At 70.7% G+C, this 19346-nt stretch carries 18 protein-coding genes; 8 read left to right on the forward strand and 10 right to left on the reverse strand.

The window, feature by feature from the left end; genetic code table 11:
- Positions 1–13: 13 nt before the first annotated feature.
- Positions 14–1930, forward strand: coding sequence for a 3D-(3,5/4)-trihydroxycyclohexane-1,2-dione acylhydrolase (decyclizing) (gene iolD, locus EDF47_RS13020; protein ID WP_131846990.1), 1917 nt, complete (start codon positions 14–16; stop codon positions 1928–1930).
- Positions 1927–3432: an NAD-dependent succinate-semialdehyde dehydrogenase gene (locus EDF47_RS13025; protein ID WP_131846991.1), complete on the forward strand. Its 1506-nt coding sequence runs from the start codon at positions 1927–1929 to the stop codon at positions 3430–3432. The genes iolD and EDF47_RS13025 overlap by 4 nt, the downstream gene beginning before the upstream one ends.
- A gap of 53 nt (positions 3433–3485) precedes the next feature.
- Here EDF47_RS13025 and EDF47_RS13030 read toward each other — a convergent pair whose 3' ends face one another.
- Complete coding sequence (locus EDF47_RS13030; protein WP_131846992.1) at positions 3486–4256, reverse strand: IclR family transcriptional regulator; 771 nt, start codon at positions 4254–4256, stop codon at positions 3486–3488.
- On the reverse strand, positions 4249–5034 hold the full coding sequence (locus tag EDF47_RS13035) for an IclR family transcriptional regulator (protein WP_131846993.1): 786 nt from the start codon (positions 5032–5034) through the stop codon (positions 4249–4251). Before EDF47_RS13035 ends, EDF47_RS13030 begins: the two co-directional genes overlap by 8 nt.
- Before the next feature lie 114 nt (positions 5035–5148).
- Here EDF47_RS13035 and EDF47_RS13040 point away from each other — a divergent pair, with 114 nt between their 5' ends.
- The 4 genes from EDF47_RS13040 to EDF47_RS13055 are packed head-to-tail and all read left to right on the forward strand — an operon-like array spanning position 5149 to position 9914.
- Entirely contained in the window at positions 5149–6039 is an 891-nt protein-coding gene (locus tag EDF47_RS13040; RefSeq protein ID WP_131846994.1) for a transketolase, read from the forward strand.
- A complete protein-coding gene (locus EDF47_RS13045; protein WP_133938307.1) occupies positions 6036–6986 on the forward strand; it encodes a transketolase C-terminal domain-containing protein in 951 nt (316 codons plus the stop codon). The genes EDF47_RS13040 and EDF47_RS13045 overlap by 4 nt, the downstream gene beginning before the upstream one ends.
- Positions 6983–8026, forward strand: coding sequence for a PfkB family carbohydrate kinase (locus EDF47_RS13050; protein WP_131846996.1), 1044 nt, complete (start codon positions 6983–6985; stop codon positions 8024–8026). The genes EDF47_RS13045 and EDF47_RS13050 overlap by 4 nt, the downstream gene beginning before the upstream one ends.
- A gap of 46 nt (positions 8027–8072) precedes the next feature.
- Entirely contained in the window at positions 8073–9914 is a 1842-nt protein-coding gene (locus EDF47_RS13055) for a phosphoenolpyruvate carboxykinase (GTP) (RefSeq protein WP_131846997.1), read from the forward strand.
- A 23-nt stretch (positions 9915–9937) separates the two neighbouring features.
- On the opposite strand, the gene EDF47_RS13060 is transcribed toward EDF47_RS13055, so the two are convergent.
- From EDF47_RS13060 to EDF47_RS13075, 4 genes are all read right to left on the reverse strand, one after another.
- A complete protein-coding gene (locus tag EDF47_RS13060; protein ID WP_131846998.1) occupies positions 9938–10876 on the reverse strand; it encodes an ABC transporter substrate-binding protein in 939 nt (312 codons plus the stop codon).
- A complete protein-coding gene (locus EDF47_RS13065) occupies positions 10876–11655 on the reverse strand; it encodes an ABC transporter permease (protein ID WP_131880800.1) in 780 nt (259 codons plus the stop codon). Before EDF47_RS13065 ends, EDF47_RS13060 begins: the two co-directional genes overlap by 1 nt.
- 2 nt (positions 11656–11657) lie before the next feature.
- A complete protein-coding gene (locus EDF47_RS13070) occupies positions 11658–12284 on the reverse strand; it encodes an ABC transporter permease subunit (RefSeq protein ID WP_307860918.1) in 627 nt (208 codons plus the stop codon).
- A 178-nt stretch (positions 12285–12462) separates the two neighbouring features.
- The gene (locus EDF47_RS13075) at positions 12463–14064 is read right to left on the reverse strand and encodes an alpha-L-fucosidase (protein ID WP_133938309.1); all 1602 of its coding nucleotides are present in this window, start codon (positions 14062–14064) and stop codon (positions 12463–12465) included.
- 79 nt (positions 14065–14143) lie between these two features.
- Between EDF47_RS13075 and EDF47_RS13080 the strand changes: the two genes are divergently transcribed.
- Positions 14144–15517 carry an MFS transporter gene (locus EDF47_RS13080; RefSeq protein ID WP_207896270.1) on the forward strand — a complete coding sequence of 458 codons (1374 nt, stop codon included), beginning with the start codon at positions 14144–14146 and terminating at the stop codon, positions 15515–15517.
- 20 nt (positions 15518–15537) lie between these two features.
- Here the strand turns inward: EDF47_RS13080 and EDF47_RS13085 are convergent, their stop codons facing one another.
- The 4 genes from EDF47_RS13085 to EDF47_RS13100 all read right to left on the reverse strand — a co-directional run bounded on the left by EDF47_RS13085 (position 15538) and on the right by EDF47_RS13100 (position 18376).
- Positions 15538–16431: a helix-turn-helix transcriptional regulator gene (locus EDF47_RS13085; RefSeq protein ID WP_131847001.1), complete on the reverse strand. Its 894-nt coding sequence runs from the start codon at positions 16429–16431 to the stop codon at positions 15538–15540.
- Between the two features lie 128 nt (positions 16432–16559).
- Entirely contained in the window at positions 16560–16934 is a 375-nt protein-coding gene (locus EDF47_RS13090; RefSeq protein ID WP_131847002.1) for a DUF2255 family protein, read from the reverse strand.
- A 136-nt stretch (positions 16935–17070) separates the two neighbouring features.
- Positions 17071–17409, reverse strand: coding sequence for a hypothetical protein (locus tag EDF47_RS13095; RefSeq protein WP_131847003.1), 339 nt, complete (start codon positions 17407–17409; stop codon positions 17071–17073).
- 28 nt (positions 17410–17437) lie between these two features.
- Positions 17438–18376: an NADP-dependent oxidoreductase gene (locus tag EDF47_RS13100; protein WP_133938311.1), complete on the reverse strand. Its 939-nt coding sequence runs from the start codon at positions 18374–18376 to the stop codon at positions 17438–17440.
- Positions 18377–18480: 104 nt separating this feature from the next.
- On the opposite strand from EDF47_RS13100, the gene EDF47_RS13105 reads away from it, so the two are divergent.
- A complete protein-coding gene (locus EDF47_RS13105) occupies positions 18481–19320 on the forward strand; it encodes a helix-turn-helix domain-containing protein (RefSeq protein WP_131847005.1) in 840 nt (279 codons plus the stop codon).
- The last annotated feature ends 26 nt before the right edge of the window (positions 19321–19346 follow it).

Raw genomic sequence — 19346 nt, forward strand, 5'->3', positions numbered from 1 at the left:
AAGGAAGTTCGCAATGGTGCAACACCCTCAGCCGACCCGCCGCCTCACGGTGGGCCAGGCGATCGTCGAGTTCATGCAGGCCCAGCACGTCGAACGTGACGGGGTGACGCAGCCGTTCTTCGGCGGCGCGTTCGGCATCTTCGGCCACGGCAACGTCGCCGGGCTCGGACAGGCGCTCCTGCAGTACCAGGACGTGTTCCCCTACTACCAGGGCCGCAACGAGCAGGGCATGGTCCACATCGCGACCGGCTACGCGAAGACGAAGAACCGTCTCGGCGCGCTCGCCGTCTCGACCTCGATCGGGCCCGGCGCGACCAACATGGTCACCGGTGCCGGTACCGCGACGGTGAACCACATCCCCGTCCTGCTCTTCCCGTCGGACGCCTTCGCCACCCGGTCCACCGGCGCGGTGCTCCAGCAGCAGGAGCACCCGTACGCGATGGACGTCACCGCGAACGACTCGTTCCGTGCGGTGTCGCGGTACTTCGACCGGATCAGCCGACCGGAGCAGCTCGCCTCAGCCTTGCTCGAGGCGATGCGCGTGCTGACGAGCCCGGCCGACACCGGCGCCGTCACCATCGCCCTGCCGCAGGACGTGCAGGCCGAGGCGTTCGACTTCCCGGAGACGCTGTTCTCCGAGCGGGTCTGGCACGTCGCCCGCAACCGTCCCGACGCCGCGGCGATCCAGCGTGCGGCCGAGCTCATCAAGGGTGCGAAGAAGGCCGTCGTCATCGCCGGCGGTGGCGTCGTGTACTCCGAGGCGACCGGGGAGCTCGTGCGCTTCGCCGAGTCGACCGGCATCGGCGTCGGTGTGACGCAGGCGGGCAAGGCCGGCATGCCGTGGGACCACCGGCTCGCCCTCGGCGCGCTCGGTTCCTCCGGCTCCGCGTACGCCAACGCCATCGCGAACGACGCCGACGTGGTCATCGGCATCGGGACCCGCTACACCGACTTCACGACGGCCTCGAACACCATGTTCCAGAACCCCGACGTGGCGTTCGTCAACATCAACGTCGCCGAGATCGACGCGTTCAAGGAATCCGGCATCCCGCTGGTCGGCGACGCCCGCGAGACGCTCGCCGAACTCCGTGCCGCGCTCGACGGCTTCACGCTCGACGCCGACGTCGTAGCCGCGAACGAGCAGGCCGCCGCGGACTGGCGTGCCGAGGTGGACCGCATCATCGAGGTCCAGGACAGCCGGACGCTGTCCCAGGCCGAGATGCTCGGGCTCCTCAACGCCTCGGCCGAGCCGGACGACGTCGTGGTCAACGCCGCCGGCTCGATGCCGGGCGACCTGCACCGCCTGTGGCGTCCGGGCAGCCCGAAGGGCTACGACATCGAGTACGGCAACTCGTGCATGGGCTACGAGGTCGCCGGTGGCGTGGGCGCACAGCTCGCCGCACCCGAGCGCCGCGTGCACGTCCTGGTCGGTGACGGCTCGTACCTGATGATGTCGCAGGAGATCATGACCGCGGTGCAGGAGCACCTGCAGATGACCATCGTCATCGTCGACAACTTCGGCTACGGCTCGATCGCCGCACTGTCCGAGACCCTCGGCTCGCAGACGTTCGGTACCCGCTTCAACGAGCGCGGTGAGGCGCTCCGCCACGACGGCCGCCGGCTCGAGGTCGATTTCGTCGCCAACGCGGCGAGCTACGGTGCCGAGGTCTTCTCCGCCGACACCGCGGACACCTTCCGCTCCGCACTCGACGCGGCCCGTGCACACGACGGCACCAGCGTCGTGTACGTCCGCGTCGACGCCCAGGGCCGCTTCGGCGGCTCCGGCGCCTGGTGGGACGTGCCGGTCGCCGAGGTCTCGACGCTCGACAGCACGAAGGACGCTCGCGCCACCTACGACGAGCACAAGCGCGAGCAGCGCCTCTACCTGACGCAGTCCGCACCCCGCGTCCGAGAACTGGAGCACTCATGACCGACGTGACCGACGTCCGCGGCGCCACCGACGCCGTGGACTCGACGACCGACCGGGCGATCATCACCGCCGGGGTCCCCACGGGCCTCCTGATCGGCGGGGTGGAACGCGCAGCGTCCGACGGCGCGACGTTCGACGTCCACGACCCCGTGGACGGCCGCGTCATCGCCACCGTCTCGAGCGGGACCCGGAACGACGCCCAGGCGGCCGTCGACGCCGCGGCGGACGCCGCTGCCGACTGGGCCGCGACCCCACCCCGCAAACGGTCTGAGGTGCTGTCGCGGGCGTACGACCTGATGGTCGAGCGCGCCGACTGGTTCGCGCGGCTCATCACGGCGGAGAACGGCAAGGTCTTCGCCGACGCCCGTGGCGAGGTCCTGTACGCCGCCGAGTTCCTCCGCTGGTACGCAGAAGAGGCCGTCCGGATCCCGGGTGCGCTGCAGACCGCACCGGGTGGCACGAACAAGATCCTCGTCGAGCACCGTCCGATCGGCATCGCGATCCTCGTCACCCCGTGGAACTTCCCCGCGGCGATGGCGACCCGCAAGATCGGACCGGCGCTCGCCGCCGGGTGCACGACGGTCTTGAAGCCCGCGAGCGACACCCCGTTGACGGCCCTCGCGATCGGTGCACTCTTCACCGAGGCGGGACTGCCGGCCGGGGTCCTCAACGTGCTGCCGAGCCGGTCCTCCGGCACCGTGGTCGAGCAGATGGTGCGCGACCCGCGCGCCCGGAAGCTCTCGTTCACCGGCTCCACCGAGGTGGGCGTGAAGCTCATGAAGCTCGCCGCGGAGTCCGTCGTCAACACGTCGATGGAGCTCGGTGGCAACGCGCCGTTCGTGGTCTTCGACGACGCCGACCTCGACGAGGCGGTCGCCGGCGCCATGATCGCCAAGATGCGGAACGGTGGTGAAGCGTGCACCGCGGCGAACCGCTTCTACGTGCAGGAGGGCATCGCCGAGGCGTTCTCGGCACGTCTCGCCGAGGCGATGGGCGCGCTCCGGACGGGCGACGGCCTCGACCCGCAGGTCCAGCTCGGCCCGATGGTGAACGAGACCGCCCGCGACGACATCGCCCGGCTCGTCGACGGCGCGAAGGAGGACGGCGCCACGGTGCTGACCGGCGGAGCGTCCCCCGACGGCCCCGGCTGGTTCTACCCCGCGACCGTCCTGACCGGGGTGCCGGAGCACGCGCGCATCCTCAAGGAGGAGATCTTCGGGCCGGTCGCGCCCGTCGTCACCTTCCGCACCGAGGACGACGCCGTCCGGCTCGCGAACGGGACCCCGTTCGGCCTGGTCTCGTACGTGTACACGCAGGACCTCGCGCGTGGGCTGCGGGTCAGCGGACGGATCGAGTCCGGCATGGTCGGGCTGAACCGTGGTCTGGTGTCCGACCCGGCGGCGCCGTTCGGCGGGATGAAGGAGTCCGGCATCGGTCGCGAGGGCGGCGCCGAGGGGCTCCTGGAGTACATGGAGTCGCAGTACATCGCCGTGAGCTGGTAGCGCTCGCGCCACCGCAGGCCCGGCCCGGGCCCGCCGACGGCACTGCGTGCGCGTCAGGACAGCGGGGTCGCCAGTTCGCTGGTGGCCCCGCTCGTCAGTTCCGCGACGGCCGCGCGCGCGGCGTCGGTGAACTCCTGCTGTCGGTCTCGGACGTCTACCGACCGTCCGGCGACCGACAAGCACCCGAGCAACGCCCCGTCGGCCCCGAGCACGGGGAACGCGAGCGCGCCGATCCCGATCGTGGCGTCGTCGAGTGAGAGCGTGTACCCCTGGGACCGCGTGCGCTCGACGTCCTCGCGGAGCGCGTCGGCTTCCACGATGGTCGCACTCGTCAGCGGTCGGCGCTCGGGCCCGTCGGCCAGGTACTCGTCGACGTCGCGGGTGTACGCGAGCACGAGGCGTCCGGCTCCGCCGGCGTACAGCGGCAGGGAACGGCCGGGCGCCAGGGTCAGGACGCCGATGCCACGGCCGGGCGCCCAGTCGACGCACACCGCCTCGTCGCCGCGTGGCACGGTCAGGAACGCGGTCTGCTCGGTGCGCTCGGCCAGGGCGTCGAGGATCCGTCGGGCGCCGGACCACTCGGTCATGGCGTCCCGTGCGGCGTCGGCCAGGTGCAACCACTTCACGCTGAGGCGTGCACGGTTCTCGTCCGTGGTGGTCGCCATGCCGACGGCACGGAGCCCGTCGATGAAGCGGTAGACACTCGGGCGGGGGAGGCCCGTCGCCTCGGCGAGTTCAGCGGGCGAGAGGTCCCCGCGCTCGGCGAGGGCCTCGACCACCGCCATCGAGTTGGCGAGCACCCGCATCGGTTTCCGCTCAGCCACGTCGACCTCCGTCGTGCCCCAGGTCCGCACTGATCGCGGCGGCGGTGGACATCACCAGTTCCGCGAGCTCGGACTCGCGGTCGACGAGCCGTTCGCGGAGCCCGCTGATGGACACCGCGGCGACCAGCTCGCCGCGGTGGTTGAAGACGGGGCTGCCGAAGGCGGCGATGCCGATCGTGACGTCCTGGTCGGACCGGGCGTAGCCACGCGTCCGGGTCGCCTCGAGCTCCGTCTGCAGCTCGCTCCGGGGTGGGACGGCGTACGGCAGGTCGGGCGTCGCCAGGAGTTCGTCGACCACGGCGTGCTGTTCGCCGGCGGCCAGGAACGCCAGGAGTGCGCGGGGTGCCCCGCCCACGTGGAGCGGCAGCGAGTCGCCCACCTGCATCGCCACCGAGCGGACGTCGTGTCCCTCGAGGCGTTCGACGCACACGGCACGCGTCCCTCGGCGGTAGCAGAGCAGTGCGGCAACGCCGACGCTCGACCGGAGTTCGCGGAGCCGCGGCAGTGCGAGCCCGCGCACGTCGAGCGAGTCCTCCAACACGCCGCCGATCTGCATGCAGGCGAGCCCGAGCCGGTAGGTCCCGCGTGCCGGGGCGGCGTCGACCCAGCCCATGGCGGTGAGGCTCTGCAGCAGGCGGTAGGTCGAGCTCGTGGGTTCCCCGACCGCATCCGCCAGCGCGCTCACCGTCAGCGCCTCGGTGTCGGCCAGTGCGTCGATGATCGCGCCGGCCTTGCTGAGGATCTCGATCCCGCCGTCGTCGGAGGCGCCGTCTGCCATGTCGTCATCCTCCCACGCCGACCCTGCTGATCGAATCCACTTAATCTCACGCAGTAGACACACCGTTCACCGAGTGATAGTTTAGTGGCACCACCGCAGAACGAAGGAGTCGCCGTGACACGCAACGACGCGAGAGACGTCGAACACCTGGAGACCGTCGCCCGAGAAGGACGCTGGCGTGTCCTCGAGACGGTCGCGACGAGCAAGGCGGGGCACATCGGTGGCCCGATGTCCGCCATGGACCTGATGGTCGCCCTCTACTTCCACCAGCTCCGGATCGACCCCGAACAGCCGCAGGACCCCGACCGCGACCGGTTCATCCTGTCCAAGGGGCACTCGGCGATCGGGCTGTACTCGGTCCTGGCCCTCCGGGGGTACTTCCCCGTCGAGGAGCTCGCCACCTTCGACCATGGCGACTCCCGACTGCAGGGCCACCCCGACATGAAGCTCACGCCGGGGGTGGACTCGTCCACAGGGTCCCTCGGGCAGGGGCTCTCGGCTGGCTCCGGCATGGCGATCGCCGCGAAGATGCAGGGTAAGGACTTCCACACCTGGGTGGTGCTCGGCGACGGCGAGATCGAGGAGGGCATGGTCTGGGAGACCGTGATCCACGCCCCCCGCTACGGCCTCGACAACCTCACCGCGATCGTCGACCTCAACGGCCTGCAGCAGTACGGCTGGCCGGCCGGCGACCACGACCGCTACGACCGCAGCGAACCGATGGGGCACGTGAACCTCCCCGCCGTGTTCCGCGGGTTCGGCTGGAACGTCATCGAGATCAACGGCCACGACTTCGAGGAGATCCTCGACGCGTACGCCGAGGTCGACGCCGCCCGCGGCACGTCCGGCAAGCCGACGGCGATCATCGCCCACACCGTCAAGGGCAACGGTGTCTCGTTCACCCGCGCCACGTTCAAGTGGCACAACGGCGTGCCGACCGCGGAGCAGCTGGACACCGCCCGCACGGAACTGCTCATCGACCAGAAGACGGAGGCCCTGGCATGAAGGCGCAGCGCGCAGTGTGGGGGGACACCCTCACCGAACTCGCACGGACCGACGACCGCATCGTCGTCGTCGACGGCGACCTCGCGACCTCGACCATGGCGGTCACGTTCGCCGAGGCCCACCCGGACCGCTTCGTCCAGGCCGGCATCGCCGAACAGAACATGGTCGGTATCGCGTTCGGCATGTCGACCCTCGGCTACCGCCCCTGGCTCTCGTCGTTCGGCGTCTTCCTGACGAACCGCGCGCTCGACCAGGTGCGCATGCTCGTCTCACAGACCAAGGCCCCCGTCCGCCTCGCCGCCGCCTACGCCGGGCTGCTCAACGGTGCGAGCGGCAAGACCCACCAGGACATCGAGGACCTGTCGGTGATGCGCGCGCTGCCGAACATGACCGTCCTCGCGCCGGCCGACGAGACCGAGGCCGCCGCGATGATCCGCTGGGCCGCCGACCACGACGGCCCCGTGTACCTCCGTCTCGCCCGCGACGCGGTCGCCGACGTCTTCGACGACGGCTACGAGTTCCGCGTCGGTGCCCCGGTGCTGCTCCGCGACGGGGGGAGCGACGCTGACGTGACGGTCGTCTCGACCGGCGTCCAGACCTCCCGCACCGTCGAGGCGATCACCGCCGTCGAGGCCGAGGGACACCGCGTCCGACACGTGCACCTGCCGACGATCAAGCCCCTCGACGACGACGCCCTCTGGGCGCTGCTCGACGGCGCGGCCCAGGTCGTCACGGTCGAGGAGCACAACGTCGTCGGCGGACTCGGTGACGTCGTCGCGGCGGTCCTCGCCGGCCACGCCAGGGGAGCCCGCCTGCACAAGGTCGGGCTCGCCGACTCCTGGGCCGAGTCGGGACCGAACGACTTCCTGCTCGACAAGTACGGACTGTCGGTCGAGCGCGTCGCGGACCGCATCCGTGCCGTCCTCGGGGAGCGAGTCGCCGCATGAGCACGCTGCGTCCGGACGCTGCGGCGTGGACGGGGACCCGGACGGGACGCACGATCGTCACGCTCACCCCGGCGCCCGCGATCGACCGGACGTACTCCGTCGACACCCTGCGGGGCGGGGCCGTGCACCGCGCCCACACCGTCACCGAGACACTCGGGGGCAACGGCGTGAACGTCACCCGTGCGCTCCTCGCGCACGGCGCGGCGTCGCACGCGGTCGCCCCGTTGTCGCCGGAGGCGCTCGCGCCCCTCGACGACGACGCTCGCACCGGCCTGACGCCGGTGGACCTCGGGGTGCGCACCCGGGTCAACACCGTCGTGACCGGGTCGGACGGCGTCACCACGAACGTCAACGAGGCCCCGGCCCCGCTGACACGTGCGCAGTGGACGACGCTGACCGTGGCCGTGCTCCGCACCACGCTGGAGACCGACGCCCGATGGCTCGTGGTGACCGGGTGCCTCCCGACCGTCGCCGGTGGCGACCACCTCGTCGACGTGCTCCCGCTCGTCGTCGCGGCCCGCGCCGTCGGACTGTCGGTCGCGTTCGACGTCCCCGGGCACCAGCTGACGGCGGTGCTCGACCCGCTCGCGCCGGTTGATCTCGTGAAGCCGAACGTCGACGAACTCGCGCAGGCCGTCGGACACCCCGTCACGACGGTGGACGAGACGGTGCGTGCAGCGCGCGCCCTCCTCTCGCGGGGCGCACGACGCGCCCTCGTCACGATGGGTGCCGACGGGGCGCTCCTCGTCGACGCCCACCGACACGAACTGGTACCCGGGGTCGCGACCGACTGCGTCGACACGACCGGGGCCGGTGACGCGGCGCTCGCCGGGTACCTGTCCGCCGAGGCCGACGGTGCGACGCCGTCGGCCGCCGCACGACTCGCGGTCCGCTGGGGCGCGGCGGCGGTCGCCCAGCGGGGTGCTGCACTCCGCGCCACACCGGCCACCCGTGGCGACGGCGCTCCGCCGTCCCGCGCACCCCACCTCACCGACCACTCCGCCTGGCTCCGCGTCGACTCGCTCGCCGCGACCGGCTGAGCGCCGTCCGCAGGACCCCGCGGGCGCCCGACCTCGAAGGACCAGCATGACTGTCATCACCGAGACGATCGGATCGACCATCGAGCCAGGAGCCGGTCTGGAGGCCCTGCGCCGGTGGGTGGACCAGGTCGCGTCCCTGACGGAACCGGACCAGGTCGTCTGGTGCTCCGGCAGCGAGGCCGAGAACCGCGGACTGCTCGCCGAGATGGTCGCCGCCGGCTCCCTCATCGCGTTGGACCAGGGCCTGCGCCCGGGCAGCTTCCTCGCCAGGAGTGACCCCGCGGACGTCGCACGGGTCGAGGACCGCACCTTCATCTGCTCCGCCACCGAGGCCGACGCTGGCCCGACCAACAACTGGCGGGCACCCGACGTCATGCGCACCGAGCTCACGGCGCGCTTCCGGGGCGCGATGCGCGGGCGGACGCTCTACGTCGTACCGTTCTCGATGGGGCCGGTCGGCGGGGCGATCTCGCAGGTCGGCGTCCAGATCACGGACTCGCCCTACGTCGTGGTGTCCACCAGGATCATGACCCGGATGGGCGCTGAAGCCCTGGCGCAGATCGCGCCGGACACGGTCTGGGTCCCGGCCCTGCACACCGTGGGCATGCCGCTCGTGGACGACGACGGAACCAGGATCCCGGACGTGCCGTGGCCGTCGAACTCGACCAAGACGATCGCGCACTTCCCGGAGACCCGCGAGATCTGGTCGTACGGCTCGGGGTACGGCGGCAACGCGCTGCTCGCGAAGAAGTGCTTCGCCCTCCGGATCGCGTCGTCGATGGCCCGCGCGGACGGCTGGCTCGCCGAGCACATGCTGCTCATCCGCGTCACCACGCCCGCGGGGAAGGTCCTGCACGTCGCGGCCGCGTTCCCGTCGGCCTGCGGCAAGACGAACTTCGCGATGATGACGCCGACGCTGCCCGGTTGGAAGGTCGAGACCATCGGTGACGACATCGCGTGGCTCCGCCCCGGTGCCGACGGCCGTCTGTGGGCGATCAACCCCGAAGCCGGGTTCTTCGGCGTCGCGCCCGGGACCGGCCCGGACACGAACCCGGCGGCGATGACCACCGTCCGCTCGAACACGATCTTCACGAACGTCGCGATGACGCACGACGGCGACGTCTGGTGGGAGGGCGCCTCGGAGGAGCCGCCGCGGCACCTCATCGACTGGCGCGGACAGCCGTGGGAGCCGGGCAGTGCGACGCCGGCGGCGCACCCCAACGCGCGCTTCACGGTCGCCGCCGACCAGTGCCCGACGATCTCGTACGACTGGGACAGCCCCGACGGTGTGCCGATCGACGCCATCGTCTTCGGCGGTCGCCGCGCCACCAACGTCCCGCTCGTCGCCGAGGCCGAGGACTGGGAACACGGCGTGTTCTTCGGTTCCACGATCTCCAGCGAGCAGACCGCGGCGGCGGAGGGACCCGTCGGCGAACTCCGCCTCGACCCCTTCGCGATGCAGCCCTTCTGCGGCTACAACATGGCGGACCACTGGGCACACTGGCTCGAGATCGGTGACCGGCTCGGCTCGAAGGCGCCGCGCGTCTTCCGCGTGAACTGGTTCCGCAAGTCCTCGGACGGCGGCTACCTCTGGCCAGGGTTCGGCGAGAACGTCCGGGTGCTCGAGTGGATCGCCGGACGGCTCGACGGCTCGGCGGACGTGGACTGGAGCCCCGTCGGTGGGCTGCCCGCGGTGGGGGAACTCGACCTGGCCGGGCTCGACCTCGACGGCTTCGCCATCGACGAACTGTTCGCCGTCGACCCGACGGCCTGGTCAGCCGAGGCCGAGCAGCTGCGGGCACACTTCGACCGCTTCGGAGACCGCGTGCCGGAGCGGCTGCGGGCACGGCTGGACCAGCTCGTCCGTCGGTTGCGGGACGAGGCGTGACGACGGCCCTGCCGGTCCCCGAGCTACTTGAGCAGCCCCTCCTTGGTCAGCCAGTCCTTCGCGGCGGTCGCGGCCTGCGCCTTCTCGCTGCCCTCGACACGGTTGCGCAGCTCGATGAGGTCATCGGTCGTCAGCTTCTCGGACAGCTTGTTCAACGTCGACGCGAGCTTCGCGCTGTAGATGTCCTTAATCAGGAACGGCAGGATGTTCTGCGAAGCGATCAGGTTCTCGGGGTCCTTCAGCACGAGCAGCTTCTTCGTCACGAGGTCGGGTGACGTCGTGTAGATGTCGGCCACCTGCACGGTGTCGTCGACGAGTGCCTTGACCGTGTCGGGCCCGCCGTAGTCCTCGATCGACTTGAACGTGACCTTGTCCACGCCGTACGTGGACTTGAGCCCGGGGATGCCGTACGGAAGGGTGCCGAACTGCGGGTTGGCACCGAGCGAGAACGGCTCGATCTTGGAGAGGTCACCGATCGACGTGAGGCCGTTCTTCTCGGCCTCGGCCTGGGTCACGACGTAGGCGTCCTTGTCCTCGGCCGGAGACGGCTCGAGCACCTGGAAGTCCTTCGGGATCTCGGTCTTCAGCGCGGCGTCGACCTCCGCTGTCGTCTTCGCGGTGGCCTTGGTGTCGTAGAAGAACAGCAGGTTGCCGTTGTACTCCGGCATGAGGTTGATCGAACCGTCCTTGAGCGCGGGGATCGTGGTCTGCCGCGGGCCGAGGTTGAACTTGGTCGTCACGTCGAAGCCGGCGTCCTTCAGGACGAGCGCGTACATGTTGCCCAGGATCTCGCTCTCCGGGAAGTTGAACGAACCGACCACGATCGGCGTGCTGCCCGATCCGTCGCCCCCGCCCGATGCCGGCTTCGTGGGGTCCGAGGTGGAACAACCGGAGAGTGCCACGATCGCCCCGACCGCGATCACACCCGCGAGGATGCGTGTCCTGGTGCCTGCTGTGAACATCAGTGGTCCCTTTCGTCGACGGAGAGTGCCGTCACCGCGCGGCGCCGGAGTGGCAGCGCGCGGACGTGTGTGCGGCGCCGGCGGGTCTGCCCCTCGGGGCCGCGGCGGGTGAGGTGTTGGGCGAGGGCGAACAAGCCGTCGATCACCAGGGCGAGGACCGTCACGAGCAACGCACCACCGAGGATGAGGTCGTTGTCGTTCAGGCTGATGCCCGTCGAGATGATCGCGCCGAGGCCGCCCAGCGAGATGTACGACGCGATCACGACGGTCGCGATGACCTGGAGCACCGATGCGCGGATCCCGCCGATGATCAGCGGCAGCGACAGGGGGACCTCGACCTTGAGCAGGATCTGCAACTCGGTCATGCCCACCGAGCGCGCGGCGTCCACCGTCTGCGGATCCACGGACTCCACACCGGAGTACGCCCCGGCGAGGATCGAGGGGATCGCCAGGACGACGAACGCGATGATGGACGCGATGAAGGCGGTCTGCGTGAACGGCACGGTCATCCCGATGATGACGAAGAGGGTGCCGAGCAGGCCCAGCGTCGGCAGCGCGCGCATGGACCCGCTGAAGGCGATGACGAAGCTGCGCCCGCGCCCGGTGTGACCGATGTACAGGCCCAGTGGCAGCGCGATCAGCGCGGCGATGGCGACCGAGATGAACGTGTACAGCAGGTGTTCGCCGATCCGGTCCTGGATCGGGAGCGGGGTCTGCAGGCCGGGGCGGTAGTTCGTGGGGTCGAGGAGCCAGGCGACTGCGTGGAGGAAGAACTGCACGGTCAGGCCCCCCGTTCGATCGTCGCCAGCGCAGCCCGACGGCGCGACCGACGCGACCGCACCTGGATCCGTCGCGACCACGGCATCAGGACGCGCCCGAGCGCCACCAGGACGGTGTCGAAGACCAGCGCGACGAAGAGACTCGCTGCCACGCCGACGAGGATCTCCTCGAGGAACTGACGCTGTCGCCCGTCCGTGAACAGGAACCCGATGTTCGCGGACCCGACCAGGGCGCCGACCGAGACCAGGGCGACGGTGCTCGCCGAGACCACCCGCATCCCCGCGAGGAGGACGGGACCCGCCAACGGGAGCTCGACCGTCCAGAAACGGCCCCACGCGGAGTACCCCACCGAGGTGGCCGAGTCGACGACGTCCGCCGGGACGGCGGCGAACGCATCAGCTGCCAACCGCACCATGATGGCGACCGCGTACACCGACAGCCCCACGACGATGTTCACGGGATCCGTGATGCGGGTGCCGAGCAGGTAGGGCAGGATCACGAAGAGCGGCAGGGACGGGATCGTGTAGAGCAGACTGCCGCCGCCGACGATGACCGATCGGACTGCCTGCCACCGGTTCGCCACCCAGCCCAACGGCACCGCCACGACGAACCCGAGGACGATGGGCACGGCCGCGAGACCCGCGTGGGTGACGGTGAGGCCCCAGACGAGACCGAAGTTCGCGATGATCCAGTTCAGGTCAGCATCCCAATCCTCGTCGGACGACCGTTCGCCTGAGAGTAGTCGCGCCGCACCGTTCTGACCGCGACGGATCGTCGCGCCGGCGTCCCCGGGCCGGCATCCTCGGTCACTGGTGCAGGAAGTCCTGCCGCTCCTGCTCGACCACCGGCGCGAGTCGCACCCGGACCACTGGACCGGAGTCGACGCTGGTGATGCCGTCGAGCGCGACCACGAGTGCGTCGGGGTGCTGCTCCCAGTCGACCTCGCCGTCGTGGCCCAGCACGGCGACGGACCGGATGGTGCGGCCGAGCAGGCCCGAGGCCGACCCGAACGCCCGGATGCGGGCCGACCCGTCGTCGGGATCGGCCAGCAGGGTCGCGTAGACGGCGTCGCCGGTGACGTCGTGGCGCGTGGTGAACCGGACGTCCTCGGCGGTGTACTCGACCGTGTCGGCGTCGACGAACGAACCCGCGGGACGAGTGGTCGGCCCCTCGCCCGAGATCGTCCACGGCCGGGTGCCGTAGATCGCCTCGCCGTTCACCGCGAGCCACGAGCCGATGCCCCGCAGGATGCGGACCTCGTCCTCGGGCAGGGTGCCGTCGGCCTTCGGCCCGGTGTTGAGCAGCAGCACACCGTTCTTCGCGACCACGTCGACGAGTTCGGCGACCAGGTCGCGGACGGTCTTGTAGTCGTGGCCCTCGATCCAGCTCCAGGCGGTCTTCGCGATCGCGGTGTCGTTCTGCCAGACGGTCTCCGGTGTGCCGGCCATCGCTCCGCGCTCGATGTCGTACACGGCGCTGCCCGGTGCGAACGTCTCCCACTTGTAGTTGATGACCACCTCGCGGCCCCACTCGGCGGCGCGGTTGTAGTAGTAGGCCGCGAGGGTCCGGACGTACGGCTGGAACGCGGGCTGCTCGATCCACCAGTCGAACCAGAGCACCTGCGGGCGGTACTTGTCGATGAGCTCGACGGTGCGGAGCAGCCAGTCCTCCAGGAAGCGCTCGTTCGGGGCGGTCTCCTCGCGCTGCGCCGGCCCGTAGAAGTCGCTGAACCGCGGATCGAGCACGTCCGAGGGGGTCTTCGTCCCGCCGTTCATGAAGAACCAGTGCTCGGCCCGGTGGGACGACGCGCCACGGACCATCCACGCTTCGTCCGCGGCGACGAGGAGCTCGCCGAACACGTCACGCCCGGGCCCGAGCTGCGCGGCGCTCCACCGGGAGCGGTCGGTGTCGTACATCGCGAAGCCGTCGTGGTGCTCGGCGACCGGGACGACGAACTGCGCGCCGGCCTCGCGGAACACCCGCACCCAGTCGGCGGCGTCGAAGTGCTCCATCGTGAACGAGGGGATGAAGTCCTTGTACCCGAACAAGTCGTGCGGTCCGTAGGTCTCGACGTGGTGCGCGAACTCCGGCGTGCCGGCGCGGTACATGTCGCGGGAGTACCACTCGTTCCGGAACGCGGGGACCGAGAAGACGCCCCAGTGGACGAAGATCCCGAACTTGGCGTCCTGGTACCAGAGCGGTGCGCGGTACTGCTGCAGCGATGCCCAGGTCGCGTCGTACGGGCCCGAGCGCACGACGGCGTCGACCGCGGCCAGGGCCGCGGTGTTGTCCGATACGTCCACGGGCTCGGGCAGCGTGGTCGGGTCCAGCGGGGTGAGCGGTTCGTGCACGACGTGCTCCGATCGGTTGCGGCAGCTCACGACGGCGATGTCGGGAGCGTGAGACATCCTATGTCTGTTCGATCTGTCGCGAGGGGTTCCCGGTCAGGGCATCCCCCGACGAGCGCAGCCAGGAGAGCATCGAACCGTGACCGCTCCGACCGCAGCCGACGTCCCGACCGATCGAGGCCCGCACCGAGCTGCGCGGCTGACACTCGTGCTCGCCTCGCTCGGCTTCTTCCTCATCACGCTCGACATCCTCATCGTGAACGTGGCGCTGACGACGATCGGGCGGGAGCTCGGCGGCAGCACCGCGGGGCTGCAGTGGGTGATCGACGCGTACACGTTGCTGTTCGCCTCGTTGCTGCTGTTCGCCGGCAACCTGTCCGAACGGATCGGCGCGAAGCGGGCGATCGGCTGGGGCATCGCCGGTTTCCTCGTGGCGTCCGTCGCGTGTGCCCTCGCCCCGTCGCTCGGCGCGTTGATCGCGGCGCGTGCGGTCCAGGGCGCGGCCGCCGCGGTGATGCTGCCCGCGTCGATGGCGCTCATCCGCCAGGCGTTCCCCGAGGCGCGCGAGCGGGCGCACGCCCTCGGCATCTGGGCCGTCGGTGGCGCGGTCGCCGGGGCGGTCGGGCCGATCCTCGGCGGCGCGCTGACGACGCTCGACTGGCGCCTCGTGTTCGCCATCAACCTGCCGGTGTGCGCCGTGATGCTCGGGATGCTCGTCCGGGTGGCACCGTCGCCTCGGCGGCCGGCACGGTTCGACGCGGCAGGTCAGGTCCTCGCCCTGCTCGCGCTCGGCGGCCTCGTCTTCGGGCTCATCGAAGGCGGTGCGTCGGGCTTCGGCCGCTGGGACGTGGTCGTCGCGCTTGCCGTCGCCGCCGCCTCGGTCGTCGGGTTCCTGCTGGTGCAGGCCCACGGTCGGAACCCGATGATGCCGCTCGACCTGTTCCGCTCCGGTGGGATGCGGATCGCGCTCGGCGTCGGGTTCGCGTTCATGGTCGGCAACTTCGGCAGCGTCTTCGTCCTGAGCCTCTACCTGCAGCAGCACCTCGGCTTGTCGCCACTGGCAGCAGGGTTGGTGTTCCTGCCGTCCGCAGCGTTCAGCATCGTCGGCAACATCGTCAGCGGCACCCTCGTGAACCGGTTCGGCGCTCGGGTCCCCGTGGTCGCGGGACTCACCACGATGGCGATCGGCCTCGTCGTGATGATCGTGCTCGCCCCGTACGACTCCATCGCCGCGGTCGCGGTGTGCACGATCCTGACCGGTGCGGGCGGATCGGTCGCGATGCCGCCCGCGACGTCGGTCGTCCTCGCCAGCGTCCCCGCTGAACGGTCGGGGACAGCGAGTGCGGTGTTCAACACCTTCCGGCAGGTCGGTGGGGCGGTGGCGATCGCGGTCTTCGGGGCGTTCCTGGCCGACCGGTCGCAGTTCGTGGTCGGGACGCAGACCAGCTTCGTGGTCGCCGCCGTGGTGCTCCTCGTCGCGGCGCTGGCAGCGATCCGCATCAGGACCGAGTGACCGCGGGCGACGATGCAGCGTCAGCTCCGGACGTCGGTCCCACGGTGCTCGGCGGCGTCGCGCTGCTCCGTCGCGGCGACCGAACCGAGCAGGCGGAGTGCGTCGGCCGTCGGCGAGCCGGGTTCCGCGCTGTAGAGCAGGAGGCTCAAGCGCGGGTCGCTCATGAGTCGTGACGCCTCGAAGTGCAGGTCGAGGGCACCGACGACGGGGTGGACGAAGTGCTTCTCGCCCGTGGCGTGCCGACGGACGTCGTGCGCACCCCACTTCGTCCGGAACTCCGCGCTGCGCGTCGAGAGCTCACCGATCAGCGCCTGCAGGTCCTCGTCGTGGGGGTCGTGGCCGGCCGCAGTGCGGAGGATCGCGACGCTCTGGTCGGCGGCGACGTCCCAGTCCGGGTGGAACGCATCGGCCCAGTCCCGGTCCAGGAACGCGGCCCGGGCCAGGTTCGGCCGCTCCGACTTCCGGAACAGGTCCGCGTAGAGCGCCCGGCCGAGCGCGTTCGCACCGAGCACGTCGAGGCGGTCGTTGCGGATGAACGCCGGGCCGCCGGTGAACGCGTCGAGCGTGTACTGCAGCCCGACGCGCAGGGTCTTCGGCGTCGCTGCACGACGCTGCCCACGGACCGGGGAGGCGTTCGCAGCCCGTGCGAGGTCGAACAGGTGGTCGCGTTCGGCGTCGTCGAGCAGCAGCGCGCCGGCGACGGCGTGCAGCACGCCGTCGGAGACACCGGAGAGACTCCCGCGCTCGAGCCGGGAGTAGTACTCCACGCTGACGTCGGCGAGCATCGCGACCTCGCTGCGGCGGAGGCCGGCCACGCGCCGGTTGGGCCCACCGGGCAGGCCCACCTGGCCCGGGCGTACCCGGGCACGGCGGCTCACGAGGAAGTCCTTGACGTCGTCGCGGTTCGTGCTCATGAGGCGACCCTACGAGGCCGCGCCGGGGCGCGGGGTGCACTGCCAGGACACCGGACGGGAGGCACGGTGCCAGCTGGCACCGCGCCTCCCGTCCGCCCTGTGGCGCGTCCACTGCGCCCCTGGCGTGGTCACGCGCGCGGACTGATCCGGACGGTCGCCGAGGTGGGGCCGTCCTGCAGCATCGGCGGGAGGTACGGGCTGCCGGCGTACTTCGTCTCGTACGCGAGGTCGATCCGGCTGTTCAGGTCGGGGCCGATGGATTCGAACACCACCTCGTGCTCGGACCCTGCGGCGCTGATCCTGCCGGCGCCCTGTTCGATCGCGGAGCGGTACCAGCGGGAACGTTGCCCGTTGTAGGCGCGGACGTAGAGGTCGTCGTCGACGACGACCGACCAGATCCAGGTCGGCGTGCCGTACGTCGTGCCGTCCGCCCGGAACGGGCTGACGTGGAGGTCGTCGGAGGTGGCGATCGCCGCGATGGTGTCGGGGTTCCAGTCGGACATGTTCATCCTGTTCGTCGGGCCAGTGCTCTGCTCCACCACCGTACGAGGGGGTGGACGGTCGAGGGATGCCCTCGTGGAGCACCTCTCGGCGGCGCCGTACCAGCCGCAGGCACCGTTCTGGTGGTGAGCGCGACGCTCAGCGGACGCGTGTCCAGGTGCCGCTGAGCTGGATGAACTCCCCGCCGACCACCGAGCTGGCCATGCAGGTCCCGGCGTCGTAGTCCTCGATGTGGGTGACGTGGTCGCCCGCGTCGGCTTCCGTCCACCGGACGACGTAGAGCCCGTCCCGCACCTTCGTGGTCGTGTACGGCATCGTCTCGGTCCGTCCGGCGATGGCACCGCCGGTGACGTGGAAGGTGACCTGGGTCTCCGTGTCGAAGGTGATCTCGACGGTGAAGTGTCCGAGGGGGGTGTCCGGGCCGAGGTCGGCGAGCCAGGTCTGTCCGACGGCGGGGAGGGTTGCGGTGGTGTCCATGCGGTGTTCCTTCGGGGGATCGTAGGGATCAGAATTCGAGGACGAGCCGGCCGCGCAGACCGCCCCGTTCGAGCCGTTCGTGGGCGGCGGCAGCGTCGGCAGCGGGGACGACATCGGCGACGTCGGCCCTGAGCTCGCCCCGCTCGACGGATCGGGCGAGCCGCTCGATGGCATCGTGCCGGAGGTTCGAGCGCATCACGTAGGACCCGAACACGCTGATGCCGCGGCCCGGGTCGACGTCGGTCGGCAGGTAGAACGCGACCTGCCCGCCGTCGCGAGCAGCGTCGACGACCTGGTCGGTCAGGACCGCTGGGTCCGCGACTGCGTCGGCACCGCGACCGTTCGTGGCGTCCCGGACCCCTGCGGTGAAGTCCGTGTCACGGTCGAGGACGACCGCCGCACCCAGGCCACGGACACGCTGTGCGTCGGCGGGGCGCGCATCGGCGATGACGGTGATGCCGCGCGCGGCGGCGAGCTGCACGAGGTACCCGCCGACGGCGCCGGTCACGGCGAGGGTCTGGCCGGGCTCCAGGGCGAGGTGTTCGAGGGTGATCTCCGCGGTGAGTGCGTTCGACAGGAACGCCGCCCCTCGGGCGAACGAGCCGCTCGACGGCATCCGGGTCACCGACAGGGTCGGCAGGACGATCCGTTCGGAGTAACCACCGTGGCTCCCGTCCGGTACGACGAACCCGGTGACGGAGTCGCCGACGACCAGGTCGAACCCCTCGGGTTGCTCCGGGCCGACCTCGTCGAGGACGCCGGCGACGTCGGTGCCGGGGACGACGGGTTCGGCGATCGCACGGTCGTTGCCGGCGAACCCTCCGGATCGGATGATGGCGTCGACGGGGTTCACGGCAGCGGCGCGGACCCGGACACGGACCTCGCCCGGTCCCGCGTGCTGTTCTGGCAGCTGCACCTCGTGCAGCACAGCGGGTGCTCCGTACTCGGTCAGACCGAACGCTCTCATGGTGGCTCCTTCGTGGTCGGGGATGTCCCCGACGATGCCAGCCGGCGCCCGCGCTGTGGAGGCACGGATCCCTCCCCCCTCCGGCCGGTGGCAGACTGCCCGACGTGGCGATCGACGTGCGCGCAGCAGAGCTCGGTGACTTCCTGCGTGCTCGGCGTGCGGAACTCGACCCGGCGGCGTTCGGGATCCCTGCGGACGTGAGGCGACGTGTGCCGGGCCTCCGTCGGGAGGAAGTCGCCCAGGCCGCGTCGATCAGCGTCGAGTACTACACGCGCATCGAGCAAGGCCGTATCGCGGTGTCCGCTCCGGTCCTGGCAGACCTCGCCGACGTGATGCGTCTGACGAACGAGCACCGGGCGTACTTGACCGACCTCACCGGGAAGGCTGAGGCTGCTCCGCCACTGCCCCGCGTGCAGACGGTGCAACCGGCGCTGCAACGCGCGCTGGACGACCTCGCGACGACGCCTGCGTTCGTCCTCGGACGGTTGACGCGGATCATCGGCTGGAACCGGCTCGGTGCCGCGCTCATCACCGACTTCGGGGCCATCCCGACGGCGGACCGCACGTTCATCCGGCTGTTGTTCGCGGACCCGGCCATGCGAGCCCTGTACGCCGACTGGTCAGAGGTGGTCGAGCTCGCCATCGCTCAGCTCCGGGGTGACAGCGCGCGGTACCCCGACGACGCCGAGCTCCGCCGGGTCGTCGACGGGATGTCGACTGACTTCCCGGAGTTCCGGGAGATCTGGGCTGCCCACGCCGTGGCCGGTCGCGGGACCGGGCGGAAGACCCTGCGTCACCCGGTCGTCGGTACGGTCGAGCTCGACTGGGAGATCCTGGCGTCGGCGATGGACCACGACAAGCTGATCGTGCTGTGGACAGCGGAACCTGGGTCGGTGTCCGAGGAACGGTTGCGCCAGCTCGCCGAGCGCACTCCGCACCGCTGACGCTGACGCTGACGCTGACGCTGACC

Source organism: Curtobacterium sp. PhB190, from assembly GCF_004365385.1.
GTDB lineage: Bacteria > Actinomycetota > Actinomycetes > Actinomycetales > Microbacteriaceae > Curtobacterium.